This is a genomic window from Ruegeria sp. AP7, from assembly GCF_056539905.1.
In genome coordinates this window covers 13,408-38,794 of the sequence record NZ_JBQFVT010000011.1, presented here as the reverse complement: position 1 = coordinate 38,794, position 25,387 = coordinate 13,408, and the positions used below count along the sequence as shown (strand labels likewise).

The following is a 25,387-nucleotide window of genomic DNA, read 5'->3' as shown; positions in this document are numbered from 1 at the left end:
GTCGGACAGGGGAACGCGAAGCCATATATTCGGCCCGTCTGTGATGTGGCAAAAAATATCGCCCGGGGTTATGATAAACCCGGGCATCCAAGGAGGGTCCGTTGGACTATACTGCTCAGCTCGATACTGCGATTGCCAGGCTGCATGACGAAGGACGTTATCGGACCTTTATTGATATCGAACGCCGTAAGGGTCAATTCCCGCACGCCGTGCGGACTTGCCCGGACGGATCACAGCAGAACATCACCGTGTGGTGCGGCAACGATTATCTGGGCATGGGGCAAAACCCCGTGGTGCTGGACGCGATGCATGAGGCGGTAGATGCGACCGGTGCGGGTTCAGGCGGAACACGCAATATATCAGGGACGACTGTCTATCATAAACGTCTCGAAGCTGAGTTGGCCGATCTGCATGGCAAGGAAGCCGCGCTATTGTTCACCAGCGCTTACATTGCAAATGATGCGACCCTGAGCACGTTGCCCAAGCTATTTCCTGGCTTGATCATCTATTCAGACGAGCTGAACCACGCCTCAATGATCGAAGGCGTGCGCCGTAATGGTGGGGCCAAGCGTATATTCCGTCACAATGATGTCGCACATCTGCGCGAATTGCTCGAGGCCGATGACCCGGCAGCCCCCAAGCTGATCGCCTTTGAATCAGTCTACTCGATGGATGGCGATTTTGGTCCGATTGAACAGATTTGCGATCTGGCTGATGAATTCGGAGCTTTGACCTATATCGATGAAGTTCACGCAGTCGGTATGTACGGCGCCCGTGGTGGTGGCGTGACTGAGCGGGATCGCCTTGCTCATCGCATCGACATCATCAATGGAACGCTGGCCAAGGCCTATGGCGTCATGGGGGGCTACATTGCCGCAAGCGAGAAGATGTGTGATGCCATCCGCTCTTACGCGCCCGGTTTTATTTTTACCACGTCCCTGCCACCTGCGGTCGCTGCAGGGGCGGCGGCTTCAGTTGCCTATCTCAAGCGCGCACCGGAATTGCGTGAGCAGCACCAAACCCAGGCCAGTATTCTTAAGCTGCGGCTCAAAGGGCTGGGCTTGCCGCTGATAGATCATGGCAGTCATATCGTGCCGGTGATCGTCGGTAATCCCGTGCATACGAAGATCCTCAGCGACCGGTTGCTGGATGACTATGGAATCTACGTTCAGCCAATCAATTTCCCGACCGTCCCGCGCGGCACCGAACGCCTGCGCTTTACCCCCTCTCCGGTGCATGGGCCTGACGAAATGAACCGTCTGGTGCAGGCGATGGACGAACTTTGGTCACATTGTGCGCTAAATCGCGCCGAACTTGCCGGGTAATGTCACACTAAAGTGTGCAACGAGTTTGCTGCGTGTTACGCTTACGCTAACAAAAGAATTAGACGAATCGTTGTAGGGGCGATTCGCCGCTAGCGTGCAACACGCGACAGGCAAAGATGGGGCAGCAGGAATGATTGGGCGCAGATCACAGCGCGATTCCGAAGAAGACATGGACGTCAGGCCAAAGGGCTTTGACGATTATGAGGTACGACTCGGCGATGTTATGCGCGGCGAACGCGCGACGATGGGCAAATCTCTTTTGGATGTGCAGCGCGAACTGCGGATCAAAGCCAACTACATAGCCGCCATTGAAAATGCTGATCCTGATGCTTTTGACACACCCGGCTTCATCGCTGGGTATGTGCGTTCCTATGCCCGCTATCTGGGGATGAACCCCGATGAGACTTTCGCAAGCTTCTGTCAGGAGAGCGGATTCGAAGTTGCACACGGCATGTCGGCCGAGGCATCGGTAGTCAAGAAAGCCCAAGGTGGTTTGCCTGCCCGCGGCTCGATGGGGCGTGATCCCTTCGTCTCGCCGAACACGCCCTATATTCCCGGTCGCGAATCCGTGGTCAGCCAGATCGAACCGCGGGCCATCGGCTCGACACTTGTGCTGTTGGCCGTAATTGGCGGAATTGGCTATGGCGGCTGGTCGGTTCTGAACCGAATTCAGCAGGTACAGGTCAGCCCGGTCGAGCAAGCGCCGGTTGTTCTGACCGATCTTGATCCGCTGGACGCTGCGCAGGCGCGGTCGGATGAGGCCGAATTGGCCAGCGTCGACGCACCAAGCACAGAAGCGCTGGATCGTTTGTATCGCCCGCAAGCGCTGGATGTACCGGTGCTGGTTGCCCGCGATGCCCCGATTTCAACGCTTGATCCGCGTACAGTCGGCACTTTCCGCGCTCCTGAGCCACCGCAGATTCAGGTGACTGAAGTTCATACGGTCGAGCGTCCGGCGTTACCGCAGGTGGTTGAGCAACTGGATACGACGCTGAAGATCGTAGCCGTTAACCCATCGTGGATGCGCGTAACGGCCGCTGATGGCAGTGTCATTTTTGAAGGTACACTGGGTACCGTCGAACAAGGCAGCACGTTCGAAGTGCCCCTGACCGAAGAGGCTCCGCTATTGCGAGCTGGCGCATCGGGATCCGTGTATTTCTCGATGAATGGTGAACATTTTGGTCCGGTTGGCGCACCCGGCACGGTGACCAAGGGCGTTGTGCTCTCGAAAGATGCAGTTTCCGAGAAATTTGCAGTTGCAGATCTTGAGGCCGAACAGAACAGCGCGCTCAAGCAACTGGTGGCGGAATTGCAGACTAAGACAGCAGAAGCACCTGCTGAGTGATCTAGCCATTGCTCCCCTTGGGTTGGCGAACTATCTAAGGGGCAACTCAGGCTGATCTGGACCCTCCCTCATGTCCCTTAATCACGTGCGTCCCTGGCGCGACATCTATCGCCGCAAATCTCGCCAGATCATGGTGGGCAATGTGCCTGTTGGTGGAGATGCGCCGATTGCTGTGCAAACCATGACCAACACGCTGACGACAGATGTGGCAGCAACAGTCGCGCAGGTTCAGGCGGCAGCAGAGGCCGGCGCGGATATTGTTCGGGTGTCGGTGCCGGACGAGGCCTCGGCCAAAGCGCTGAAAGAAATCGTGCGCGAAAGCCCGGTTCCAATCGTGGCTGACATTCACTTTCACTACAAACGTGGTATCGAAGCCGCCGAGGCGGGTGCCGCTTGTCTGCGGATCAATCCCGGCAACATCGGCGATGAAAAGCGGGTGAAAGAGGTCATCAAGGCCGCGCGTGACCACAATTGCACGATACGGATCGGGGTGAATGCGGGCAGTCTGGAAAAACACCTGCTTGAGAAATATGCCGAACCATGCCCCGAGGCGATGGTTGAAAGCGGGCTGGAACACATCCGTATCCTCGAAGACAACGACTTTCACAATTTTAAGATCAGCGTGAAGGCCAGTGACGTCTTTCTAACGGCAGCCGCCTATCAAGGCATCGCCGAAGCCACGGACGCACCGATTCACCTGGGCATCACCGAGGCTGGCGGGCTGGTATCGGGCACGATAAAGTCTGCCATCGGCCTGGGCAATCTGCTGTGGATGGGCATTGGCGACACGATCCGGGTCAGTCTGTCCGCCGATCCGGTGGAGGAGGTGAAGGTGGGCTTTGAGATCCTGAAATCTTTGGGCCTGCGCCATCGCGGCGTGAACATCATCTCATGCCCTTCCTGCGCGCGTCAGGGCTTTGATGTGATCAAAACGGTTGAGGCGTTAGAACATCGACTGGAACACATCAAGACTCCAATGAGTCTGTCGATCATTGGCTGTGTGGTGAACGGGCCGGGCGAAGCCCTAATGACCGATGTCGGCTTTACCGGCGGCGGGGCAGGGTCTGGCATGGTCTATTTGGCGGGAAAAGCCAGCCACAAGATGTCAAACGATCAGATGATCGATCACATCGTGGAACAGGTCGAAAAGAAGGCGGCAGAGTTGGACGCTGCAATTTCAAACTGAAACAACGCACGGCGCTTCTTGTATGAAGCGCCGCGTCTAAAGAAATCCAATGCTCACAGATTTGTCAGACTGGGCGTGATTTCCGTTTGCCAATTACAATCAAACCACCAAGTCCAGCCAACAACATCAACACCGCAGGCGGCAACGGTATAGGTGCTACGGTTCCAAACGCATCTAATCCGCTTAGCCCTTTACCATCCCAAGTGAAGGTGTTGTTTTCAGAATTGTTCCTGATCAGTATATAACGAGGATCAAAGGCACTCCAAGCCAGATAGTATTGGCCAGAGCCAGTCCAGGAAAAGAGTGAGCTCCCACTAGGGTCATCTATACCACCGCCACCAACGTTCCCATCGCTTGAGCCCGACTGAGTAGTGAATGAATCTAGCCCAGCAAATCCAAGAACTGTATTCACAAATGAAAGCCGATTGGCGTTGCTATTGTTACTACCAGGTCCAGGCCCTACTAAACCACCATATGAAGCTGCCAGCCAAGATCCAGCGGATGCATTGAAACCGTCGGGATCCAACGCCAAATCCCAAAAATCACATGATCCTGAACAGGTAATATCAACGCTTTTTGTTGAAGTTGCGATAGTCACGGCTGATGCCGAATTAGCAAATATCATGCCAAAAAAGGCTATCGCCAAAACAATTCTCAACCGAAGGCGCGCAGTGAAACCCTTATTCATACCCAATTACTCTCCAAAAAGTAGAGAAAACTCGAACTGCCTGAATTATACCTTAGTTTTCGCAGCGTGTCAAAAAAGAACAATAGCCGGCAAACTTAATTCTGCAGAAGCGTTTTCAATGGTGAAAACTGCAGAGTATCCGCTTCGTCAAATATCGCGTCGTCACCTTGTTTGGCGTATATCCAGAACGCAAGCGGCAACATCTGGTCTGCGATCAAAAACCGCCACTTGATCTTGGAGATGAACAAAAATGTGCTCGTTGGAAACTTGCATCTTTTTTGAGCCATTTTACGTGCCTTGACACCTTTTTCGTCGATATTCGTTACCGCTCGATCCATGCTGAGCTTATCCAAGACGCAAACCTTCTGCTGAAGCACAACAGACGCAAAAAGGGATGGGGTTACTCTGCAAACTTCGGATATATGAAACCGTTCACCGGGTATGAACTGCCGTACCGACCCGGATTGGTTTCCACCCGCACCAGCGTCCAATCATTGTTTTTGGATACGTCCATGACGCCCATTTTCAACGACACTTTGTTGCGGTGCCAGTTTGCATGGTTGATGATGACTTCTCGGTCGGTGACGATATCGGAGACGACGGCGACATGACCCAGAGGCATTCCGCGGGTTGCACGAAACGACATCACAGCACCAACCTCTGGCTCATTGCCCCGGTCAAAGATATTACCAGCCTTGCCCCACCAGTCCTTGGCATTACCGCGGATTTGGATGCCGCTGAGGTTTCGGGCGTAGGGTACGCACCACACTCTTTGCCCGCGGGCATGCTTTTTCGAAACCTCTTGCAGCGCCATTGCCTGTCGCTCCGGATCAAGATCACTATCGTTTGGATTCTGAGCGCAGGCCGAGACAAAACCGATAAGGCCCATCGCAATCACAGCGCGGGCGGTGACTGGCAGGCGCGGCCAAATCGTATTTGTTCTACGGTTGCTGATTTGCAAGAATCTTTGATGCCGGTTTGAGTGGTTACAGAGTTTTAAGGTGATCATGCAGCTTGTGAAAAGAGCCCAAAAAGTTCCCGGCAAAATTTTGCCGGTTCCCTAGTTCCGAGGCGGTCCAATGTATGCTCAGGAAAGCCCAATCAATCGCTTCAATTCAATTGATAGGTTTGAAGAGAAGGCTCACAAAAGGTTCAATATCCGATGAAGATGGCTGTTGGGCCAAAGGTGAGTTGAACCCATCTGTAAAGTGAACGTCGGGCGATCATTCCAACCTCTGCTCTTAACCTTGTTCTGCACGAACTCCGTTCGCAATCTGCAGCATCTGATCTGCGGGTAGGTAACCGCGCAGCATTTCAGTGCCCAGAACAAATGAAGGCGTTCCAGAGATTCGTAGTTTTTGTGCCAGCGCGCGGGTTTTGGCGATCTCCTCGGTGACTTCTTCACTGTCCATCGCCGCGATGATCGCGTCGCTGTCCAGTCCCAGCCCGTCAGAGATGCGGCGCAGGGTGACTTCGGACGGCTCACCGCTAAAGGCCAGGAGGGCATCATGAACCTGTTTGTATGCATCATCTCCCGCCACCTGTTTGGTCGCGATGGCAAAGCGGGATGACACGACGGAGGCATCGCCTAAAATTGGCAATTCCTTAATAACCAGACGGATATTGCCGTCCTGGGCCAGCAGGGTCGCCACTTCGGGCATGGCGCGCCGGCAATAGCCGCAGCGATAGTCCATGAACTCAACCAGAGTTATGTCGCCGTCTGGGTTGCCGCCCACCCAGCTATAACCATCGTTGAACAGGTCTTCCGCATTGGCAGCGACGAGTTCTTTGTCGGCATTCGCCTCGGCTGCGGCGTTGCGCTCTTCAAGGATGTTGATCGCCTCGATGATCACTTCCGGATTTGCCAGCAGATATTCGCGCACCTGCGCGCCAAACTCGGCTCTCTCTGCGTCGCTCATGGCGTTCAGGTCGAGCGCCTGCGCGGGGCTAGTGATCAGGGAAAGACCCAATAGGGCCGGTGCAGCATGTCTCAGGATCATTTCCGTTTCCTTCTTTTGTTCTTTTTCAGGCGCTCCGAGGCAATCAGCACATCCTGCGCCCTTTGCCAACCCGGAGACCCTTCGGGGAGTTGTGCAACCGCGCGTTTAGCATGGATGCCAGCATCAGCAAGACGACCCTGCAGCGCATATCGCTCTGCGGTCACAGCAGACGCCATTCCATTGTTGCCCACCTGCGAATAGGCTAAGCCAAGATCACGCATCAATCGGGCGTTTCGGTAATCTCTTGCCCTTGCTTTTTCAAGAACTTGCAGGGCTTTCTTGGTTTGGCCATCCGCCAGCAGAGCGCGCCCATATCCCGCCAGAATCAGAGAATTGTTCGGTGCCATATCGACTGCGGCACCATAGGCTGCAACAGCCTCGCTCAGGCGTCTGTTCTCCAGCAGAATCTGACCTTTCAGTTCATAGAAAAACGGATCATCGGGGCGGATTGCCAACGCTCCGTCAATCGCGGCGCGGGCGCGGGACAAGTCTCGGTTCTGGTGGTAGGCCGATGCTTCACGCATCAGACGGATGTCGCGGTCGGTTTCCTCGGCTGCACGGCGTAGTGTCCAGGTCGGGGATCGCAAGAAGGCTGACAGTTTTCCTTTTACGCGGGCAAACCAGTAATCTGCGTTTGGGTTCTTTTTAGCTTTGTCGCCATATTGATCCAGAAACGTCTCAGCCGCGCGAAGGCGCTCTCGGCTGGTTGGGTGCGAGCGCATATACGGGTCCTGCCTGATTTCGCTCAGTAGTTCCTGCCCTGCAAACTTGCGGTGCAAATCAACCATCCCGCGTGGTGAGATCCCAGCCCAACGCAGATAGCTGGCAGCACTGCGATCGGCCGAGGCCTCTTCGGCGCGTGTATGCCCCAAGAAACTGCGCAATGCCGAAGCCTGAGTGCCCACAGCAATGCCTGCCGCAGCCTCTCCGCCGCCCGCTGCTGCGGCCGCGAGCGCCAGCAGCGTGCCTAGCTGCGCGTTGCGCTGTGCCGCCCGCAGGTTTTCCGAACGGCGTGCAAGGTGACCGTTGGCGATATGGGCGGCCTCATGCGCGATCACCGCCTGCAACATCTCGGGGGTTTCGACGGTCAGGATCAGACCGTAATTCAGGTAGATGGTGTTGTAGTCTATAACAAAAGCATTGAATACGCTGTCATTTACCACCAGCACCCTAACCCGGTTGGTGTTCAGGCCAGCCGCGCGCAAGATCGGAAAGGCCAGTTCTCGTAGGCCGTGTTCTATATCGGGATCGCGGATCAAGCTTTGCGCGTTGGTCTGAACGACACTGACCAACCACGTCACTGCGATCAGCAACACAGCCGGGATTGACGCCAGCCGGGATAAGCGTTCAAAAGCCATGGCTGCAACATGGGAGATGGCCATGAGAAACTCAACCCGTTCCGGGGTCGATCCCTTCATCGTGATGGATGTGATGGAGGCCGCACGCAAGGCAGAAGAGGCCGGGCGGCATGTCATTCATATGGAGGTAGGCCAACCGGGAACCGGGGCACCTAAAGGGGCGACCGAAGCGCTGGCGAGGGCCATGGAACAGGGGCCGCTGGGGTATACGGTGGCTTTGGGTTTGCCCGCGCTCAGGCAGCGGATCGCGCGGTTGTATGGCGAGTGGTATAATGTTGATCTTAACCCCGAACGGGTGGTGATCACACCGGGGTCGTCCGGCGGGTTCCTGCTGACCTTCACGGCGCTTTTCGACAGCGGTGATCGGGTAGGGATCGGGGCACCGGGGTATCCGTCTTATCGGCAAATCCTCAAGGCGCTGGGGTTGGTTCCGGTTGATCTGCCGACTGCGCCTGAAAACCGGCTGCAACCAGTGCCCGCTGATTTCGCGGGGCTCGATCTGCAGGGATTGATGGTTGCTTCACCTGCGAACCCCACAGGAACGATGTTGGACCATGCCGCGATGCAGGCACTGATCGAAGCCGCGCAGGGGCAGGGCGCGTCGTTCATCAGTGACGAGATTTATCACGGGCTGGAATACGAAGCCAAAGCCGTCACTGCGTTGGAGCTGACGGATGAGTGCTATGTGATCAACTCGTTCTCCAAGTATTTCTCGATGACCGGCTGGCGTGTTGGCTGGATGGTTGTGCCCGAAGATCAGGTGCGCGTGGTCGAGCGAATTGCGCAGAACATGTTCATTTGTGCTCCCCATGCGAGCCAGGTGGCGGCATTGGCTGCGATGGATTGCGAATATGAGCTGCAGGCCAATCTGGATGTTTACCGCCGTAATCGTCTGTTGATGCTGGATGGGTTGCCCAAGGCCGGGTTTGCCAATATCGCACCGCCGGATGGGGCGTTTTATGTCTACGCAGATGTCTCGGATTTGACGCAGGATAGCCGTGCCTTTGCGGCCGAGATTCTGGACAAGGCCGGGGTTGCCGTGACACCGGGGCTGGATTTCGATCCGGTGCGCGGGCACACGACGTTGCGATTTTCTTATGCGCGGTCGAGCGAAGACATTCAGGATGGGCTGGATCGGCTGCAGCGTTTTATGACCGAGCGAGGCGCGATCCCGCAAACGGCCTAAAGCGTTCACAAAGGCAGGGGATTGCTATAGGCTCTGCCTCAAACGATCTCGGGAAAACTTGAGGCCATGAGCAGGATTTTCTTCGCACTCGCCCTGATCTGGGCGCTGACTGGTGCTGCTATCGCGCAGGACTTCAGCGCACTTGCACGCGCCCTTCCGGAGCAGAGCCGCATCGTCGATGAGGGCAATACCGGGGTGCGGCTGGACCTTGGCCTCAGCCAGGGTGTGCCATACCGCGTGTTCACATTGCGTGATCCCTACCGGATGGTGCTGGATTTCCAGGAGGTCGATTGGTCTGGTTTGGACCGCGGGACCTTCCTTCAAACTGACCGTATCAGTGGTGTTCAGTACGGAGCCTATGTGCCCGGCTGGTCGCGCCTAGTGCTGGAGCTTGGTGCTCCTTTGGCTGTAGAAACCGCCGATCTGCGGATTGATCAAGCGACGGGTGCTGCACATTTGTCGTTGCATCTGAAAGGGACTGACTTTGACAGTTTCGCGGCCAGCGCGGGTGCTCCGCGCCAGCCAGGGTGGGACCTTCCGGAACCCGCGGTGACACCGGCGATGCCCGGGCGCGTTGATCAACATGTGTTGCTTGTCATGTTGGACCCCGGCCATGGGGGCATCGATCCGGGTGCCGAAGTCGCTGATACCAATGAGAAAACGCTGATACTGACCTTCGCACGCGAACTGCGCGAGGCGCTGCTGCGTACCGGCGGATACGAAGTGGTGATGACACGCGTCGACGATCAGTTTGTCTCGCTAGAGCGGCGCATTGCTTTGGCGCACAGGGCCGGGGCGGACGTGTTCATCTCGCTGCATGCGGATTCGCTTTCCGAAGGGTTGGCGCATGGGGCTGTCGTCTACACACTGTCAGAAGAGGCCTCGGATGTTGCCAGCCAGAAGCTGGCTGAACGTCACGACCGAGGCGATCTGATTGCGGGTATCGATCTGAGCGGAGCGGACGATCAGGTCGCTGATGTGCTGCTGGATTTGGCCCGGCAAGAGACCAAACCGCGCAGCAAAGCGCTGGCCCGCTCGTTGGTCGATGGTATGGCACAGCAGGGTGGGCCGATGAATCGCAGACCCGTGCGTTCTGCGTCATTCTCGGTATTGAAGGCCGCAGACATCCCATCTGTGTTGGTCGAGTTGGGGTTCTTGTCCAGCCCGCGTGATTTCAAGAACATCTCTGATCCGGACTGGCGGGCCTCGATGGCGCGCGGGCTAGTGCAGGGGCTTGAGAACTGGCGTCAGGACGATTTAGTGAAACGATCGCTGATTGGTCAATAACGTAGCGGCGCAAAACGGCCATTGTAGCCTTTCGTGTTTTGACCCTGCGGGGGGGCGACACTATATAGGCGTCACCGCGAGTAAAAGGCAGTAACGTGATCCGGTTCATTCTTTCGTTTTTCGGGGCGATTTTCAGCCTCGTGACCTTGGGTATTTTTATGGCCGCGCTGGTCGTTGGCGCAGTGTTCTGGATGTATGGGCGCGACCTGCCCAGTCATGAATCGCTCGCGCAATACAAACCGCCGACCATCAGCCGGATTTACTCGGGCGAAGGACAGCTGATCGACGAATTTGCACAGGAACGCCGTCTGTTCACGCCGTCCGAGGAAATCCCCGATCTGGTGAAACAGGCGTTTATCTCTGCGGAAGATAAGAATTTCTATACCCATCAGGGCTATGACCCGCGCGGTATCATTGCTGCCGGGGTCGAGGCCGTGCGCACCAAGGGCGAAACCGTACGTGGTGCGTCAACGATCACGCAGCAGGTGATGAAGAACTTCCTGCTGTCCGGCGATCGCCGGGCCGAGCGCAAGATCAAGGAAATCATCCTCGCCACTCGGCTTGAGGATACGCTGGACAAGGAACAGATCCTCGAACTCTATATGAACGAGATATTTCTGGGCCAGAACTCCTATGGCGTGACCGCCGCGGCGCAGACTTACTTCAACAAGACCCTGCAAGAGCTGGCACCACACGAAGCGGCGATGCTGGCCGCTATGCCCAAAGCGCCGTCCGACTACCATCCGGTTCGTCAGAAGGAACGCCTGCTCAACCGCCGCAACTATGTGCTGCGCGAAATGCAGCAGAACGGGTATATTGATCAGGCGACCTATGAGACCGAGGTCGAGATGCCCCTGCGCTCGGTCCAAAACGGTGACTTTGAAAGCTTCCGTACTGCATTGCCACCCCGTGATTACTTCACTGACGAAATCCGCCGCCAGCTGAGTGAGGATTTTGGTGAAGGTGAGTTCTTCACTGGCGGCTTTACCGTCCGGGCGTCGGTTGATGAAGAAATGCAGGTCGAAGCGGCGAAAGCCCTGCGCACGGCGCTGCAGAAATACGACCGCTCGCGCGGGAAATGGCGTGGTACGGGTGAGGTGATCCCTGAAGAGAAGCTGGCAGATGAAGCTCAGTGGCGCGAGGCGCTGGCGATCATGGAAATCCCCCGCGACGTGGTGCTGCCGACGCAATGGTATCCGGCCGTTGTTCTGAACGTGGCCGACCAATCCCTGACCGTCGGTATCGAAGATGGCCCAGCAGATGGCACCGTCCCCCGCGAAGATATCAAGTGGATGCAGGGTGATTTCGCAGCCAATTTCAAACGCGGCGATGTCATTCTGGTAATGGCCGGCGAAGAGGGGCAGTGGTCTGCTCGTCAGGTGCCAGAAGTGCAGGGCGGCTTTGTCGCGATGGACGTGAATTCGGGCCGTGTTCTCGCGATGCAGGGTGGGTTTTCTTATCAGGACACGGTGTTCAACCGCGCCACGCAAGCGCAGCGGCAGCCTGGGTCCAGCTTCAAACCCTTCGTTTATGCAGCCGCACTGGATAGCGGATATAGCCCAGCCACAATCGTTGTGGATGCGCCGATCGAGGTGAATACACCGCAGGGCCTTTGGCGTCCCAAGAACTCGACCAACAAGTTCTATGGTCCGACGCCGTTGCGCACCGGGATCGAGATGTCGCGGAACTTGATGACCATCCGCTTGGCGCAAGAGGTCACCATGCCCGTTGTTGCGGGGTATGCCGAACGGTTCGGCGTTTATGACCGTATGGGCGCATTCCTTGCGAACTCGCTGGGGTCCGAAGAAACCACGCTTTATAAAATGGTTGCTGCCTATGCGATGTTCGCCAATGGCGGTGAGCGGGTTGAGCCGACTCTGGTTGACCGTATTCAGGACCGGTTCGGCAAGACCATCTATCGCCATGACGATCGCCAGTGTGTGGATTGTAACTCCAGCTGGCTTGAGCCCGATGAATCGCCCACGATCCTGACCGATCGCAGTCAGGTCATGGATGCCATCACCGCCTATCAGCTGACTTCAATGATGAAAGGCGTGGTGGATCGCGGCACCGCGTCGCGTGTCGTGAACCTGCCCGTGCCCACGGCGGGCAAGACCGGCACTACGAACGAATCCAAGGATGCGTGGTTTATCGGTTTCACCTCAAACATCGTGGCAGGTTGCTACATCGGTTATGACCGCCCGCGCCCGATGGGCCGAGGGGCCTATGGCGGCACGCTGTGTGGCCCTGTGTTCCAGAGCTTCATGGAAAAGGCCGTCGAGAAATACGGCGGAGGCCCCTTTGAAGTGCCTCCGGGCGGCCATTTCATCAAGATCGACCGGTTCAGCGGCGCGCGCCTACCTGAAGATGCCAGCGGAGAATACGTGGTCGCCGAGTATTTCCGTGATGGCGTCGACGGCTTCATCGACCGCATCTATGATGGTGGCTTTGCTATGGGCTCGGATTTGCCGTTGTTTGAAGAGGCCAGCTCGGGCCGTCAGGTAACCACCTCGACGGGTGATACGATCACGGTCGGCCCCAATGCTAGCCAAGGTGAACTGCAGGGCGGTGGGCTTTACTGATCCGCTATATCTAAGAAAAGGTGGAGCAGATCGGCCTCACGGTCGGTCTCGACCGAACCATGTGAGCGCCAGAAAATTGAAAGTGCGCACTTTGCAGCAGCCCATTTTGCCAGTCGGTCTTCGCTCACAAGCAGCGCATCGGCGTAGAGCTTTAGACATCTTTTGATCTGGCTGCGCTGCTGCACTAGAGAGGGCATGCCTTTGGGATGGCGCAGGGCATTCGCCAGCTCGAACGCGGGATCACCCAAATACCCTTTTGCGTCTATCACGCGTGGCCCGGTTGCAGTATGAATAACATTGTCGGGATGCAGGTCACCATGCAATGCGACTGTCTGAACCTGGGTGTCCAACAGGCGACGCGCCAGACTGATCGCTCTCTTCATGTTGCACTGTAATGCTGCGGTGCAGTCCGGCAAAAATCGGCAGGAGAGTAGGGGCTCAAAGACATCACTGAGCGGCTTCAACCCTTTGGGTGATTTGATCGGCATGTGATGCAGGCCTCGCGCTGTATCAGCCAGACTGGCAAGGGCTATGCCTGGCTGACCAGTACGCGCAATATCGCCGAGAGACGGCCCCTCCAACCACTCCATCAGCACGGCATTTTGCGCTTCCGACAGTATTTGAACAGCACCGCGATTCTCCCAATGCTTCAGCAGCGTAGAACCTGCCGCCTCATTGCCCCGATCCGTGCGATGGTAAAGTTTCAGCGCCGCGCTTCCATTGGCTGTTTGAACCTTCCAAACCTGTGCATGGCCGGTATCTGCGACGTAAGACAGGTTATGCAGCACCCAATTGTTCGCTAACTTTTCCACTGCGCTCTGCATTACGATCCTGCCCGTCTTGTGGTGGCTTGCACCTCTTGCTATCACGCAACCCTGATTGAGCAAGTTGGGACCTGACCATGCGCGCCGAAACCCAGAATATCGTGGCGGAGATCGAAAAGTCGCTGGAGCTGCTGGCGCAGCGTATGGACTATGAAACCGCTCCGCACCGGCTAGAGGAATTCAACGCACGTGTTGAAGATCCAAACCTGTGGGACAATCCTGAAAACGCGCAAAAACTGATGCGCGAACGGCAGATGCTGGTCGACGCAATCGAGACCTACGAATCCATCAAAACCGATCTCAGCGATAATATTGAACTGATCGAATTGGGCGAGATGGAAGAGGACGAAGAGGTTGTCACCGACGCTGAGAACGCCATCAAAAGCCTTCAGACCAAAGCCGCCAAGAAAGAGCTTGAGGCGCTACTGGATGGCGAAGCCGACGGAAATGATACGTTTCTTGAGATCAACTCCGGCGCCGGAGGTACGGAAAGCTGTGACTGGGCTTCGATGCTGGCGCGGATGTACGTGCGTTGGGCCGAGAAAAAGGGCTATACGGTCGAACTACAATCCGAGACGGCGGGGGAAGAAGCGGGCATCAAATCTGCCGCTTACAAGATCACCGGTCACAACGCCTATGGTTGGTTGAAATCGGAAAGCGGCGTGCACCGGCTGGTGCGCATTTCGCCCTTCGACTCGGCAGCCAAACGGCATACCTCGTTCAGTTCGGTCTGGGTTTATCCGGTGGTGGACGACAATATCGAGATCGAGGTCAATCCTTCGGACATCCGTATCGATACATACCGGTCCTCGGGCGCAGGTGGTCAGCACGTGAACACTACAGATTCAGCGGTACGTATCACGCACATCCCGACTGGGATTGTTGTGACGAGTTCGGAGAAATCGCAGCACCAGAACCGCGATATTGCGATGAAGGCACTGAAATCGCGCTTGTATCAGCAAGAGCTGGATCGCCGGAATGCTGATATCAACGCAGCGCATGAGGCCAAAGGTGATGCGGGTTGGGGCAACCAAATCCGGTCCTACGTGCTGCAGCCCTATCAGATGGTTAAAGATCTGCGAACCAACCATGAAACCTCGGATACCAAGGGCGTACTGGACGGCGACCTTGATGAGTTCATGGCAGCGACGCTAGCGCTGAATGTCTCGGGTAAAAGCCGGTCCGAGGCGCAAGGCGAAGGCTAGTTGCGAAAGCACCTGACCTCTGTTGCAAACCTGATCAGAGGCCACTGGCAACTGATCATCATTGTCGCGTTGGTGTTTGTGTTCTGGAACACGGTGCTGGTGCTTCCATTGAAAATCCTGGTTGTTTTTCTGCATGAGCTTTCGCACGCCCTTGCTATCGTTCTGACCGGAGGATCGGTCGAAAGCTTTTCGGTCTCACCGCAACAGGGTGGTCTGGTGGTCGGCCGAGGCGGCAACCGGTTTATCAGCCTTTCAGCCGGATATCTGGGCTCATTGATGCTTGGGATGGGGCTGCTGATGATCGCCCTACGCACGAATGCAGATCGGATGGCGCTTGGTCTCTTTGGTGGCGTCATGCTGGTGGTCACTCTGCTGTATATCCGTGACCCGTTTGCCATGGCGTTCTGTGCGTGCACCGGCGTGGTGATGGTGGCGATCGCCTGGTACCTGAGCCGCAATCTGTGCGATCTGATTTTGCGAGTCATTGGATTGACCAGCATGATCTACGTGCCCTTTGATATCTTCGATGACACCATCCGGCGCTCGGGCTTGAGTTCAGACGCGTACATGCTGGCCGACGAGTTCGGTGGAACGACAATGATGTGGGGTGGGCTGTGGCTGACAATCAGCCTAGTCATGATCATCTTTGGCCTGAAGAACATGCTTGGCCGCGATAGCAATGTCCGGATCGACGTCAGTATCAGGTAAGCATAACCTTTGCTCACATCCAAAAAAGATACATCTAAACAGTGGCTTTAAATGGTCCGACCACGTCGTTAGGCTGATCGGGAACAGGCAAAGGGCCAACCCACATGGATCTGAACAGAGCCTCTGCAAAGGACATTCTCGATAGCTTGTCCAACCGTCAGCTTTCAGCAGTTGAGTTGATGCGCGCGACACTGGACCGTATTGCTGAGGTGAATGGCCCGGTGAACGCGATTGTCGCGCTCCGAGAGGACGACGCATTGATGGAAGAGGCGCGGGCGGCGGATGCGGCCCTCACGCGTGGGTCTCTGCACGGGCTACCGATTGCGGTGAAAGACCTGGTGAATGTGGCGGGGATCGCCTCGACCCAGGGTTCGTCATTGTTCAAGGATCTTGTCCCACAAACTGACGATCTGTTGGCCGCCCGGTTGCGCGCAGCCGGAGCGATCCTGATCGGTAAGACCAATACGCCGGAAATCGGACTTGGCTCGCACACGTTCAACCCCGTCTATGGCGCAACCCGCAACCCGTACGATACGGCAAAATCCTGTGGCGGCTCGTCGGGTGGCGCGGCTGTGGCGTTGGCGACGGGCATGCTGTCGCTGGCCGACGGGTCCGACATGATGGGCAGCTTGCGCAACCCCGCGGCATGGAACAACGTCTATGGGTTCAGGCCTACTTGGGGGCGGGTTCCTTCCGAACCAGCTGGCGACAGCTATCTGCACCAGCTTTCAACATTGGGGCCGATGGCGCGCAGCCCGGAAGATATCGGGCTTTTGCTCGACGTGATGTCTGGCCCAGACCCAAGAATGCCCCTGAGCGCCGAGGTTGCGGCAGTGTCCCCCATTCAGGCGGCCGATCTGACAGGAATGCGTATCGGCTGGATGGGTGACTGGGGCGGGGCGTTTCCATATGAGCCAGGCATACTTGAGCTTTGCAGAGATGCGTTGCGGGTTTTCGAAGGAAACGGCGCGCGGGTTGACACGCTTGAACCACCCTTTGATGCGGACCTGATCTGGGACAGCTGGATCACATTGCGCTCATGGAGCGTGGCAACTGGGCTTGAGCCTCTGGCTCGGGATAAAGCCGTACTCAAAGATACAGCGCAATGGGAGTTGGAGCGTGGGCTGTCTTTCAGCGCAATGGATGTGCACCGCGCCAGTGTTATTCGATCAGACTGGCACAGACGCGCGGTAGAGATATTTGCTGATTATGACGCTCTGGTATTGCCAGCTGCGCAGGTCTGGCCATTCGAGATCGAAACACCATACCCAACCAAAATCGAAGGGCAGCGGATGGATACCTACCATCGCTGGATGCAGGTTGTCACGCCAGTCAGCCTGCTGGGTCTGCCCTGTTTGGGAGCTCCAGCCGGGTTTGGGGCCAATGGGTTGCCGATGGGGCTGCAACTATTTGGCCCACGTGGATCGGATGCGAAAATCTTGTCGATGGGCGCCGCTTATCACGCAGAAACGCACTGGCCACAGAAACGACCCGCCATGTAGAAAGAAAGGGCTGGGAGGAGCAAACAGGAATGAATAAACCCTTTGGTGTGCCGACGTTGAAACCGGTCGATACTGCGATGCTGAAACAAGCGCTGCGTCGCGCCTGGCAAGATTTTCGCAGCGCGCCGCTATACGGGCTTCTTTTTGCTGGTTTTTACGTCTTGGCCGGGTGGCTCATGGCCTGGGTTACACTAAAGACCGGTACATCATTCTGGCTGGTTCTGGCCGCAATCGGGTTTCCTTTGATCGGGCCGTTCGCCGCCGTAGGACTGTACGAGGTGTCGCACCGATTGGAGCAGGGCGAACCGTTGAACCCTGCTGCGATATTCGGCGTCGTCGTTCAGCAAAGCCGCAGGCAACTGCCGTCTATTTGCGCGATCATAGTGGTGATTTTTCTGTTCTGGTTCTTTCTGGGTCACATGATCTTTGCCCTGTTCATGGGTCTGTCGACGATGACCAACATCTCGACTTCGTTTGAAGTCTTTCTGACCCCTAATGGTTTGGGCATGTTAGCTTTGGGCACATTGGTCGGTGCCGTGTTTGCGATCATTTTGTACATGATCACGGTACTATCGATACCAATGTTGCTGGATCGCGAATTAGATTTCGTGACAGCGATGATCTCAAGCTTTGGTTACGTCAAGGCGAACATGAAAGTGATGCTGGGGTGGGGTGGATTCATCGCGATTGTCACATTTCTCGCGATGGTGCCCTGGTTCTTGGGTCTGTTTCTGGTTCTGCCGTTGCTTGGACACGCAAGCTGGCATCTCTATCGTTTGATCTCAGATGGTGGAACATCAGAAACTGCTGAACCTGAGAGTGCCTGAACGCGCAATCTCAGGTCAGAGTGCCCTAGCGCGGGTGCGCTGAGCGCTTTGCTTTGCGCGCCAATTTCAACGCAGCAGACAGGTCATGTCCCAAGTGCCGTAGCTCAACCCGTTGGGTGCTCTGGCCTAGCTCGGATCCTTCTGCCAGCCGATAGACATAGCCCAACAATCGGGTGCCGTTCTCTTCGCTTGTCTCAGACAGAACCATCATTCGACGATCTTGCGCGCCTTTTCGTGAAATCAACGCGCAGATCTTTCCATCTGCATAAGACACGATACCCCGAACCTCACGCGTGGCGGGTCTCTCGGATAGCGGGGAACAGGGGTCATAACCACGTAGCAGGGTGCAATTGAAGATCTCACGCACATGGTACAGCCGGTGATGGGGCTGGCTCGCGGCTGTCTGGTCACGCTCAATGGCTTGGTAAAAGCCGGTCGCAAACGTCGTATCGACGTTAGCCGAGAGGTAACGATCGATGACATTTACCGCCGGATGCGGGGCGTTGGGCTCGATTTCATCCAGTGGTTTTAGAAGGATACGCGCATCGACATCAAAAAACTGACAAATCCTGTCCAAAATATCCGGGCGCGGAAAGCTCTCACCGGCCAGATATCGGTTGAACTGCGTTCGATTGATTCCCAGTTGGCGGCATAGCTCAGACACCGATGGGTATCTTTGTGCAAGCTGCCGAAGGTTCGCGCCAAACATTCTACGTAATTTTGCAGGGCTGCGATTGCTGTCAGTCACGTCAATTCCACGGTTCTGCTTGAGATTCGAAATAACAAGAAGACGTCAACACAGTGGCTGCACGTCAGTCAGAAATCGTAAAAATGACAAAAGGGGGCGCCGGATGAGGTCCCGCTACGCAGGTCAGGCTAACGTTACGTCATGCAAAATCAATAGCGATTCAGCTTTTTTGCATGATCTTTTACATACTATTGTTCATGAATTGCGCGGAATGCGGACTAATTTCGGATTATTGTTTAAACTTATTGCGTGGCCGGGTCCTCGGCTGGGCAAGCACAGCCGAGGATGGTGCCAAAATGTCAGTCACCACGCAGCAGGGCAGCAACACCGGTCCGGGCGATTTCGATTAGCCCCAGAGGGCGCATCAGGTCAGCAAACGCATCGATCTTGTCTGGCGCGCCGGTGATTTCAAAAATGAATGAATTCAGCGTGCTATCGACCACATTGGCGCGGAAAATATCGGCCAGACGCAACGCCTCGACCCGTTTGTCTCCTTCGCCGACAACCTTGATGATCGCCAGCTCGCGCTCGACCGAGGCGCCTTCAACGGTCAGATCATGGACATCGCGAACCGAGACGATGCGTCCGAGCTGCGCTTTGATCTGTTCGATGACCTGCGGGGTGCCGGTGGTAACAATCGTGATCCGGCTCAGGTGGCCTGTATGATCCACCTCGGCGACCGTGAGGCTTTCGATGTTATAGCCGCGGCCCGAGAACAGTCCGATCACCCGCGCCAGAACGCCCGGTTCGTTTTCAACCAGAACAGCAATTGTATGCTGTTCCTGAACGTCCGAGAAAGTTGGGCGTAGGTTGTAAGCAGAATGGCGAGTTGCGCCTTTTTTGATTTGTAGGGCAGACATTTACGTCCCTTTCATCATCTTTCGATGGCCGGGCACCTAAGCGCCCGACAAAATTCGTCGAATTTTGTTATACCAGTACCGAGCCTTTGCTATCGATCACGCCCTGCGTCTCGGCCTCGCCCAGCAGCATTTCGTTATGGGCTTTGCCTGATGGGATCATCGGGAAGCAGTTTTCATGCTTTTCGACTACGCAGTCGAAGATCACCGGGCCGTCGTAGTTGATCATCTCCATGATCGCGTCGTCCAGATCTGCTGGGTCGGAACACAGGATACCCTTGGCACCAAAGGCGTCGGCGAGTTTGACGAAATCAGGCAGTGCTTCGGACCAGCTGTGCGAATAGCGTTCGCCATGCAGCAGCTCCTGCCATTGGCGCACCATGCCAAGGCGTTCATTGTTCAGGATAAACTGCTTCACCGGCAAGCGGTACTGTGCTGCGGTGCCCATTTCCTGCATGTTCATCAACCATGAGGCCTCGCCCGCCACGTTGATGACCAGTGCATCGGGATGTGCCATCTGCACACCGATCGAGGCGGGGAAACCATAGCCCATTGTGCCGAGACCACCCGATGTCATCCAGCGGTTTGGATCTTCAAAGCCGAGATACTGAGCCGCCCACATCTGGTGTTGCCCAACCTCAGTCGTGACGTATCGATCGTGGTTCTTTGTCAGCTCTTCAAGCCGTTGCAGCGCGTATTGCGGCTTGATGGTTTTCTCGCTGTTGGTGAAGGCAAGGCAGTTAACTTTGCGCCACTCGTTGATCTGGTCCTGCCACTGTTTGATATTGGCGGCATCTGTTTTGCGACCGCGTGCCTTCCAGACTTTCAGAATGTCCTCAAGCACATGGGCAACATCGCCAACGATTGGGATGTCCACACGGATAACCTTGTTGATTGAGGATGGGTCGATATCCACATGAGCTTTGGTCGAATTTGGCGAGAACGCATCGATACGGCCGGTGATCCGGTCGTCAAAACGCGCGCCGATATTGATCATCAGATCGCAATCATGCATCGCCATGTTGGCCTCGTAGAGCCCATGCATCCCCAGCATACCGATCCAGTTTTCACCCGAGGCCGGATAAGCCCCAAGCCCCATCAGGGTCGAGGTGATCGGGAAGCCGGTTGCGTCCACAAGCTCGCGCAACAGCTGGCTGGCTGCAGGGCCCGAATTGATGACACCGCCGCCAGTGTAGAAGACCGGTTTCTTCGCGGTCTCAATTGCCGCAACCAGTTCGGTGATTTCTTCCAGATCGCCCTTCAATACTGGCTGATAGTGGGAGGTTGACGGTTTTGGCGTCGTGTATTCACCCGAGGCAAACTGAACGTCCTTCGGAATGTCGACCAGCACGGGGCCGGGACGACCCGCGGTTGCCACGTGGAAGGCTTCATGCATTGTTGCCGCCAGCGAGTCCGTATCCTTCACCAGCCAGTTGTGCTTGGTGCAGGGGCGGGTGATGCCTACGGTGTCCGCCTCCTGAAAGGCATCAGAGCCAATCATGAAGGTTGGAACCTGACCGGTCAGAACAACGATCGGAATCGAATCCAGCAACGCATCGGTCAGGCCGGTCACCGCATTTGTCGCACCGGGACCGGATGTGACCAAGGCAACGCCCGGCTTGCCGGTTGAGCGGGCATAGCCTTCAGCGGCATGTACCGCACCCTGCTCATGCCGTACCAGAATGTGGCGAATGTCGTTTTGCAGAAAAATCTCATCATAGATCGGTAGGACGGCGCCACCGGGGTATCCGAAAACTGTGTCCACGCCCTGATCTTTGAGGGCCTGAACTACCATCTTTGCGCCGGTCATCTCACGTGTCATCTGCTTTGCTCCGTTCGCGACATGTGTCTTGCGTGTTGCCAAAAAAAAGCCCCCGAGATTTTCGGAGGCGCATGGGTTCGATTATGGTTTACCGTTACCGGCCCATGCGCGTGTTTCCTACGATTACGACTAGCGCTTTCATCGCCAGAGGCTCCTTCTTTGCGTGCAGGGACATTATGTTTGAGGGGAAGGGGCGTCAACAGGCAAATACAAAAATATTGTAAGTCAGTGTTCATATTTTTTGTTACTTTATTGCGCAAAATGACGCAGCTCGAGAAACATCCGTGAAATTTGGGTGAAATTTTGAGTGCATGACCTTGCGTTAGGCTGGTCTGATTGCGTCAGGTCCATGTCTGAAACAGACCAGAGCAACCCCCGATGCTGAGGCAGGCTGATGAAAACAGCACTACATCGGGAGGTCAGACATGTTGCACGATCTTGTAGATTTAGGGCGATATCCGATCGATCGGCCTGACTCCTATGGATATAGGCAGTTGATCGCGGACCTGCGGCGGGATCTGGATGCTGATGGATGTGCAGTCCTGCCGTCCTTTGTGCATGAAGAGGGATTGGAAAGACTGATTGCCGAGGCCGACGAGGTCGCTCCCAAGGCGCATCGGTCATTCAATCGCACGAACGCCTATTTCACTCAGGACGACCCGAGCTTTGGTATCGGGCATCCGATCCGGCGGTTTTTTGACCGCTCCAATGCCTTTGTGCCAGCGGATAATTTTATAGCCACAAGCCCTTTGCGACGTATTTATGAGTATGAAGGTTTCATGCCCTTCATCCGCGAGGCGCTGAACGAGCCAGAGGATCGGTTCTTTAGATATGACGATCCGTTGGCGGACGTGATCATCAATGTTGTCGAGAAGGGAGGCGGCTTCCCGTGGCACTTCGACACCAATAATTACACTGTGACGCTGGCAATTCAGAATGGCGAAGCAGGCGGCGCGTTCGAATACGCACCCAACCTACGAACCGGTGAAGACGAAAATTTCAAAGGCGTCGCTGCGATTTTAGATGGCAGCAGGAGGGGTGTGCACCAACTGGAACTGCAACCAGGAGACCTGCAGATTTTCAAAGGGCGTTATGCCTTGCACCGGGTTGCTCCGGTCGAAGGTGATCGTAAACGCTATGTCGGAATTTTTTCATTTGTAGAAACCGAAGGGATGTGCGGCGGGGTTGAGCGTACACGGCAACTTTATGGTCGGGTTTTGCCCCATCATTACGCGCGTGCTGGGCTTCGGGATGACGAATTGCTGGATTGAGTTAAGCGAGAGGCTAGACTGGCCACTATATTATCTGCGGAGAAACCATTAATGTCGCAAATACTGCAACTCACACCATTTGTTCTTTGTTCGTCTTTGGAAGCGCAGATTGAGTATTATTGCAAGAAGCTGCGATTTACCTGCAATTTCAGGCAGGAGAACTACGCGTTTCTAAGGTTGGATCAAGTTGCCATTCGTTTATTGGAATGCCCGCCGCGATCGGATGGTAAGCCATTGGGTGATAACCAATCCTTCTATGTTGATGTCGATGGAATTGATGCGCTTTATGAAGAGATGAAAGGGCAGTTGGCCGATTTGCCAGAAGGCCGCGTGCGCCCGCCTTTCGATCAGCCCTATCAGCAGCGCGAATTTCATGTGATCGACGAAGATGGAACGCTGATCTTCTTTGGTCAGGACATGCGCCCCAGGTAACCGGGCAAAGCTCCCGCCCGTCATCAACGCGCCATTCGGCGCGCCTTTTCCGGTTGGGCCGGGCAGCGCGTATCGCGCTGCGGTCAGAGCCCGGGACTGGTGCCCTGCAGAACGCCGTGTTCCAGCGCATAGCGGGTCAGACCGGCAGTCGAAGAGATCCCCAGTTTACGTTTGATATTCTTACGGTGAGTTTCGACCGTGCGGACAGAAATATCCAGAGACTGCGCGACTTCTTTGTTGGATTTGCCCTGCGCGAGCTCCAGCAAGATGGTCTGTTCGCGCCCGGTTAGCGCTTCACGCGTGTCACCCTCTTTCGGTTCCAAAGAACCTCTGGCACCGGTGCAGAGATAGCGCTCGCCACGCATCACCGCGTCGATAGCTTGCTTGATTTCTTCGGTCGGAACGTCCTTGAGGATATAGCCCTTGGCTCCGTGACTGAGCGCCGTCGAGATATATTCGGGACTGTCGTGCATTGATAGGATCAGAATACGGGTTTCAGGAAGGCGTTCCAAGATAATCTCAGTGGCGTTGAGCCCGCTGAGGCCGGGCATGTTGAGATCCATCAGGATCACGTCTGGTTCGAGCTGGGTCGCCTGATCAACCGCCTCTTGCCCGTTTGAGAGCGTGCCAACCACGTCTATTTCATCAAAGCTTTCCAGTAGTGACTGAATGCCTTCGGCGACCATGGGATGATCGTCGACTATAAGTACACGGGTGGTCGTGTCGGACATCAGAGACCGGCCTTTCGTTTTGGCGTTGGATCTTCCTGCGGCGGCAGCATATGGCTGAGTGGCAGGCTGACTTCAATCACAGTGCCGCTTTGCCCGCCGCGAGAGGAGAGGATACGCAGGCTGCCGTCAAGCTGCTCAATCCGCTCTTGCATGTTGCGCAATCCGATCCCGGCGCTGACTTGACCGGGTTCGCTACGTAATCCGCGCCCATTGTCGGTGATCCGCATCGTGGCGCCTTTCTTATGCCCCCGCAGATCTATGGTAACACGGGTCGCGCCCGAGTGGCGCTCGATATTGGTCAGGGCTTCCTGTGCAATCCTATAAAGGGCGATCTTGCTGTCCTGATCCAGCCGGTTACGGAACACGACTGTCGAAAACTCGGTCTCGATCCCGGTGCGTTCGCTGAAGTCGTCTGTCAGTGCTTTCAGGGCAGGCCCAAGACCCAGATCGTCCAGAACGCCGGGGCGCAGATCGCGGCTAATACGGCGGACTTCGGTGATGGCGGTGGCCAGATTATCGATACCTGTTTGCAGCGGAGCTTGCGCGGCTGCGTCGTCTCCGCGGCCCAACCGTCGACGGGCATTGTCCAGCGCATAACGGACGCCGACCAGTATTTGGCTGATGCCATCGTGCAATTCACGGGCAACGCGCCCGCGCTCTTCCTCTTGGGTATCAAGCACGCGCTGGGTTAGTTCCTTGAGTTTGGCGTCAGCCAACCTGCGTTCGCGAAAATTCAGCAACATTCCGGATGCAAAGACGATCAATACGGCTGCAAGAACGATACCCCCGATATAAAGGAATGTGCGCTGCACGCGCGCCTCGACCTCGGCGCGGGCGTTGGCCACGGTGGCGACGATATCGTCAATGAAAACGCCGGTGCCTACAACCCAGCGCCAATCCTGCAAGCCAACCACATAGGCGATCATCTGCGCCTCTTCCCCGGTTGAAGGTTTTTGCCACATAAAGCTGTGCCATCCTGCGCCTTGGCGGGCGAGGCTTATGAACTCATCCACAATGGGCGTGCCATCACTATCCGTTAGGCCAACCCAGTTGCGGTTGATAAACTCGGTCTGGCGCGGGCTGACCAGATTGTTGCCGTCATAATCGTAGACGAAGAAGAACCCGTCTTTGCCGTAGATCATCGCCGACAGGATTTGCGTGACCAGGTTCTTTGCCACCGCGTCATCGGGCGAGGCGCGACCGTAGATATAGGCAAACCCGTTGCGCGCTTGTGTGACGTAGTTGCGCAGTTCGTCCTTCTTGGCTTCGATCAGGCGGCGTTCAAGCGCTTGTATCTCGCTTTCAGCGGTTGCGCGGGATTCATATGCGACGACCAAGGCGATCGCCGCCACCGCCGCAATCAGTGGGATTGCAGCGACAAGCGACAATTTCTGCGCGTAAGTCAGCGAGATGAGATTCCGGAAACCTCTCATGATCGAATCGATACGCAAGCCGCAGCGAAATTGCAAAAAGATTGGTTGATCAGTGACCTCAGGCAACGCG

23 protein-coding genes are annotated in these 25,387 nt (G+C 56.0%); 12 read left to right on the top strand and 11 right to left on the bottom strand.

Features of this window, described 5'->3' with window-relative positions; genetic code table 11:
- Window positions 1–101: 101 nt before the first annotated feature.
- The 3 genes from hemA (at window position 102) to ispG (ending at window position 3,856) form a co-directional block, all read left to right on the top strand.
- Window positions 102–1,325 (top strand): 5-aminolevulinate synthase, encoded by a 1,224-nt coding sequence (hemA, locus tag ACR0KN_RS17260; protein WP_170472185.1) that lies wholly within the window; start codon window positions 102–104, stop codon window positions 1,323–1,325.
- A gap of 130 nt (window positions 1,326–1,455) precedes the next feature.
- Complete coding sequence (locus ACR0KN_RS17255) at window positions 1,456–2,670, top strand: helix-turn-helix domain-containing protein (RefSeq protein WP_480655401.1); 1,215 nt, start codon at window positions 1,456–1,458, stop codon at window positions 2,668–2,670.
- 70 nt (window positions 2,671–2,740) lie between these two features.
- Window positions 2,741–3,856 carry a flavodoxin-dependent (E)-4-hydroxy-3-methylbut-2-enyl-diphosphate synthase gene (ispG, locus tag ACR0KN_RS17250; RefSeq protein WP_480655287.1) on the top strand — a complete coding sequence of 372 codons (1,116 nt, stop codon included), beginning with the start codon at window positions 2,741–2,743 and terminating at the stop codon, window positions 3,854–3,856.
- 64 nt (window positions 3,857–3,920) lie between these two features.
- On the opposite strand, the gene ACR0KN_RS17245 is transcribed toward ispG, so the two are convergent.
- The 5 genes from ACR0KN_RS17245 to ACR0KN_RS17225 all read right to left on the bottom strand — a co-directional run bounded on the left by ACR0KN_RS17245 (window position 3,921) and on the right by ACR0KN_RS17225 (window position 7,926).
- Entirely contained in the window at window positions 3,921–4,544 is a 624-nt protein-coding gene (locus tag ACR0KN_RS17245) for a hypothetical protein (RefSeq protein ID WP_480655285.1), read from the bottom strand.
- A 95-nt stretch (window positions 4,545–4,639) separates the two neighbouring features.
- A complete protein-coding gene (locus tag ACR0KN_RS17240; protein ID WP_480655283.1) occupies window positions 4,640–4,897 on the bottom strand; it encodes a hypothetical protein in 258 nt (85 codons plus the stop codon).
- 47 nt (window positions 4,898–4,944) lie between these two features.
- Window positions 4,945–5,553, bottom strand: coding sequence for a CHAP domain-containing protein (locus ACR0KN_RS17235; protein ID WP_480655281.1), 609 nt, complete (start codon window positions 5,551–5,553; stop codon window positions 4,945–4,947).
- Between the two features lie 232 nt (window positions 5,554–5,785).
- A complete protein-coding gene (locus ACR0KN_RS17230) occupies window positions 5,786–6,544 on the bottom strand; it encodes a DsbA family protein (RefSeq protein ID WP_170773239.1) in 759 nt (252 codons plus the stop codon).
- Window positions 6,541–7,926, bottom strand: a complete 1,386-nt coding sequence (locus tag ACR0KN_RS17225; RefSeq protein WP_170773241.1) for a M48 family metalloprotease — start codon at window positions 7,924–7,926, stop codon at window positions 6,541–6,543. Before ACR0KN_RS17225 ends, ACR0KN_RS17230 begins: the two co-directional genes overlap by 4 nt.
- Between ACR0KN_RS17225 and ACR0KN_RS17220 the strand changes: the two genes are divergently transcribed.
- The 3 genes from ACR0KN_RS17220 to ACR0KN_RS17210 all read left to right on the top strand — a co-directional run bounded on the left by ACR0KN_RS17220 (window position 7,925) and on the right by ACR0KN_RS17210 (window position 12,957).
- Complete coding sequence (locus tag ACR0KN_RS17220) at window positions 7,925–9,088, top strand: pyridoxal phosphate-dependent aminotransferase (protein WP_480655279.1); 1,164 nt, start codon at window positions 7,925–7,927, stop codon at window positions 9,086–9,088. The two genes, ACR0KN_RS17225 and ACR0KN_RS17220, sit on opposite strands and share 2 nt — an antisense overlap.
- Window positions 9,089–9,154: 66 nt before the next feature.
- A complete protein-coding gene (locus ACR0KN_RS17215; RefSeq protein WP_480655277.1) occupies window positions 9,155–10,375 on the top strand; it encodes an N-acetylmuramoyl-L-alanine amidase in 1,221 nt (406 codons plus the stop codon).
- Between the two features lie 95 nt (window positions 10,376–10,470).
- A complete protein-coding gene (locus tag ACR0KN_RS17210; protein WP_480655275.1) occupies window positions 10,471–12,957 on the top strand; it encodes a penicillin-binding protein 1A in 2,487 nt (828 codons plus the stop codon).
- On the opposite strand, the gene ACR0KN_RS17205 is transcribed toward ACR0KN_RS17210, so the two are convergent.
- Complete coding sequence (locus ACR0KN_RS17205; RefSeq protein ID WP_480655273.1) at window positions 12,951–13,781, bottom strand: aminoglycoside phosphotransferase family protein; 831 nt, start codon at window positions 13,779–13,781, stop codon at window positions 12,951–12,953. The genes ACR0KN_RS17210 and ACR0KN_RS17205 overlap by 7 nt on opposite strands.
- Window positions 13,782–13,858: 77 nt before the next feature.
- Between ACR0KN_RS17205 and prfB the strand changes: the two genes are divergently transcribed.
- From prfB to ACR0KN_RS17185, 4 genes are all read left to right on the top strand, one after another.
- Window positions 13,859–14,986: a peptide chain release factor 2 gene (prfB, locus tag ACR0KN_RS17200; RefSeq protein WP_010442151.1), complete on the top strand. Its 1,128-nt coding sequence runs from the start codon at window positions 13,859–13,861 to the stop codon at window positions 14,984–14,986.
- Window positions 14,987–15,694, top strand: coding sequence for a M50 family metallopeptidase (locus ACR0KN_RS17195; protein WP_480655271.1), 708 nt, complete (start codon window positions 14,987–14,989; stop codon window positions 15,692–15,694).
- Between the two features lie 104 nt (window positions 15,695–15,798).
- On the top strand, window positions 15,799–17,196 hold the full coding sequence (locus tag ACR0KN_RS17190; protein WP_480655269.1) for an amidase: 1,398 nt from the start codon (window positions 15,799–15,801) through the stop codon (window positions 17,194–17,196).
- A gap of 29 nt (window positions 17,197–17,225) precedes the next feature.
- Complete coding sequence (locus ACR0KN_RS17185) at window positions 17,226–18,023, top strand: DUF2189 domain-containing protein (protein ID WP_010442154.1); 798 nt, start codon at window positions 17,226–17,228, stop codon at window positions 18,021–18,023.
- A 25-nt stretch (window positions 18,024–18,048) separates the two neighbouring features.
- Here ACR0KN_RS17185 and ACR0KN_RS17180 read toward each other — a convergent pair whose 3' ends face one another.
- The 3 genes from ACR0KN_RS17180 to ACR0KN_RS17170 form a co-directional block, all read right to left on the bottom strand.
- Window positions 18,049–18,732 carry a helix-turn-helix domain-containing protein gene (locus ACR0KN_RS17180; RefSeq protein ID WP_480655267.1) on the bottom strand — a complete coding sequence of 228 codons (684 nt, stop codon included), beginning with the start codon at window positions 18,730–18,732 and terminating at the stop codon, window positions 18,049–18,051.
- 338 nt (window positions 18,733–19,070) lie between these two features.
- Window positions 19,071–19,631, bottom strand: coding sequence for an acetolactate synthase small subunit (gene ilvN / locus ACR0KN_RS17175; protein ID WP_010442156.1), 561 nt, complete (start codon window positions 19,629–19,631; stop codon window positions 19,071–19,073).
- Between the two features lie 67 nt (window positions 19,632–19,698).
- Window positions 19,699–21,450: an acetolactate synthase 3 large subunit gene (locus ACR0KN_RS17170; RefSeq protein ID WP_260022583.1), complete on the bottom strand. Its 1,752-nt coding sequence runs from the start codon at window positions 21,448–21,450 to the stop codon at window positions 19,699–19,701.
- 425 nt (window positions 21,451–21,875) lie between these two features.
- On the opposite strand from ACR0KN_RS17170, the gene ACR0KN_RS17165 reads away from it, so the two are divergent.
- Both ACR0KN_RS17165 and ACR0KN_RS17160 read left to right on the top strand, forming a co-directional pair.
- Window positions 21,876–22,721, top strand: coding sequence for a HalD/BesD family halogenase (locus ACR0KN_RS17165; protein ID WP_170540484.1), 846 nt, complete (start codon window positions 21,876–21,878; stop codon window positions 22,719–22,721).
- A gap of 51 nt (window positions 22,722–22,772) precedes the next feature.
- On the top strand, window positions 22,773–23,153 hold the full coding sequence (locus ACR0KN_RS17160; protein WP_170703172.1) for a bleomycin resistance protein: 381 nt from the start codon (window positions 22,773–22,775) through the stop codon (window positions 23,151–23,153).
- Window positions 23,154–23,236: 83 nt separating this feature from the next.
- Here ACR0KN_RS17160 and ACR0KN_RS17155 read toward each other — a convergent pair whose 3' ends face one another.
- Together ACR0KN_RS17155 and ACR0KN_RS17150 are read right to left on the bottom strand one after the other, a co-directional pair.
- Window positions 23,237–23,884, bottom strand: a complete 648-nt coding sequence (locus ACR0KN_RS17155) for a response regulator transcription factor (RefSeq protein WP_010442161.1) — start codon at window positions 23,882–23,884, stop codon at window positions 23,237–23,239.
- Window positions 23,884–25,317: a cache domain-containing protein gene (locus tag ACR0KN_RS17150; protein WP_170703174.1), complete on the bottom strand. Its 1,434-nt coding sequence runs from the start codon at window positions 25,315–25,317 to the stop codon at window positions 23,884–23,886. Before ACR0KN_RS17150 ends, ACR0KN_RS17155 begins: the two co-directional genes overlap by 1 nt.
- Between the last annotated feature and the right edge of the window lie 70 nt (window positions 25,318–25,387).

Bases quoted from the DNA above. Each gene is read 5' to 3' on its own strand.
- ACR0KN_RS17255 (WP_480655401.1), top strand. From the start codon at position 1,456: ATGATTGGGCGCAGATCACAGCGCGATTCCGAAGAAGACATGGACGTC.
- ispG (WP_480655287.1), top strand. From the start codon at position 2,741: ATGTCCCTTAATCACGTGCGTCCCTGGCGCGACATCTATCGCCGCAAA.
- ACR0KN_RS17245 (WP_480655285.1), bottom strand. From the start codon at position 4,544: ATGAATAAGGGTTTCACTGCGCGCCTTCGGTTGAGAATTGTTTTGGCG.
- ACR0KN_RS17235 (WP_480655281.1), bottom strand. From the start codon at position 5,553: ATGATCACCTTAAAACTCTGTAACCACTCAAACCGGCATCAAAGATTC.
- ACR0KN_RS17230 (WP_170773239.1), bottom strand. From the start codon at position 6,544: ATGATCCTGAGACATGCTGCACCGGCCCTATTGGGTCTTTCCCTGATC.
- ACR0KN_RS17220 (WP_480655279.1), top strand. From the start codon at position 7,925: ATGAGAAACTCAACCCGTTCCGGGGTCGATCCCTTCATCGTGATGGAT.
- ACR0KN_RS17225 (WP_170773241.1), bottom strand. From the start codon at position 7,926: ATGGCCATCTCCCATGTTGCAGCCATGGCTTTTGAACGCTTATCCCGG.
- ACR0KN_RS17215 (WP_480655277.1), top strand. From the start codon at position 9,155: ATGAGCAGGATTTTCTTCGCACTCGCCCTGATCTGGGCGCTGACTGGT.
- ACR0KN_RS17205 (WP_480655273.1), bottom strand. From the start codon at position 13,781: ATGCAGAGCGCAGTGGAAAAGTTAGCGAACAATTGGGTGCTGCATAAC.
- prfB (WP_010442151.1), top strand. From the start codon at position 13,859: ATGCGCGCCGAAACCCAGAATATCGTGGCGGAGATCGAAAAGTCGCTG.
- ACR0KN_RS17190 (WP_480655269.1), top strand. From the start codon at position 15,799: ATGGATCTGAACAGAGCCTCTGCAAAGGACATTCTCGATAGCTTGTCC.
- ACR0KN_RS17185 (WP_010442154.1), top strand. From the start codon at position 17,226: ATGAATAAACCCTTTGGTGTGCCGACGTTGAAACCGGTCGATACTGCG.
- ACR0KN_RS17180 (WP_480655267.1), bottom strand. From the start codon at position 18,732: ATGTTTGGCGCGAACCTTCGGCAGCTTGCACAAAGATACCCATCGGTG.
- ilvN (WP_010442156.1), bottom strand. From the start codon at position 19,631: ATGTCTGCCCTACAAATCAAAAAAGGCGCAACTCGCCATTCTGCTTAC.
- ACR0KN_RS17170 (WP_260022583.1), bottom strand. From the start codon at position 21,450: ATGACACGTGAGATGACCGGCGCAAAGATGGTAGTTCAGGCCCTCAAA.
- ACR0KN_RS17165 (WP_170540484.1), top strand. From the start codon at position 21,876: ATGTTGCACGATCTTGTAGATTTAGGGCGATATCCGATCGATCGGCCT.
- ACR0KN_RS17160 (WP_170703172.1), top strand. From the start codon at position 22,773: ATGTCGCAAATACTGCAACTCACACCATTTGTTCTTTGTTCGTCTTTG.
- ACR0KN_RS17155 (WP_010442161.1), bottom strand. From the start codon at position 23,884: ATGTCCGACACGACCACCCGTGTACTTATAGTCGACGATCATCCCATG.
- ACR0KN_RS17150 (WP_170703174.1), bottom strand. From the start codon at position 25,317: ATGAGAGGTTTCCGGAATCTCATCTCGCTGACTTACGCGCAGAAATTG.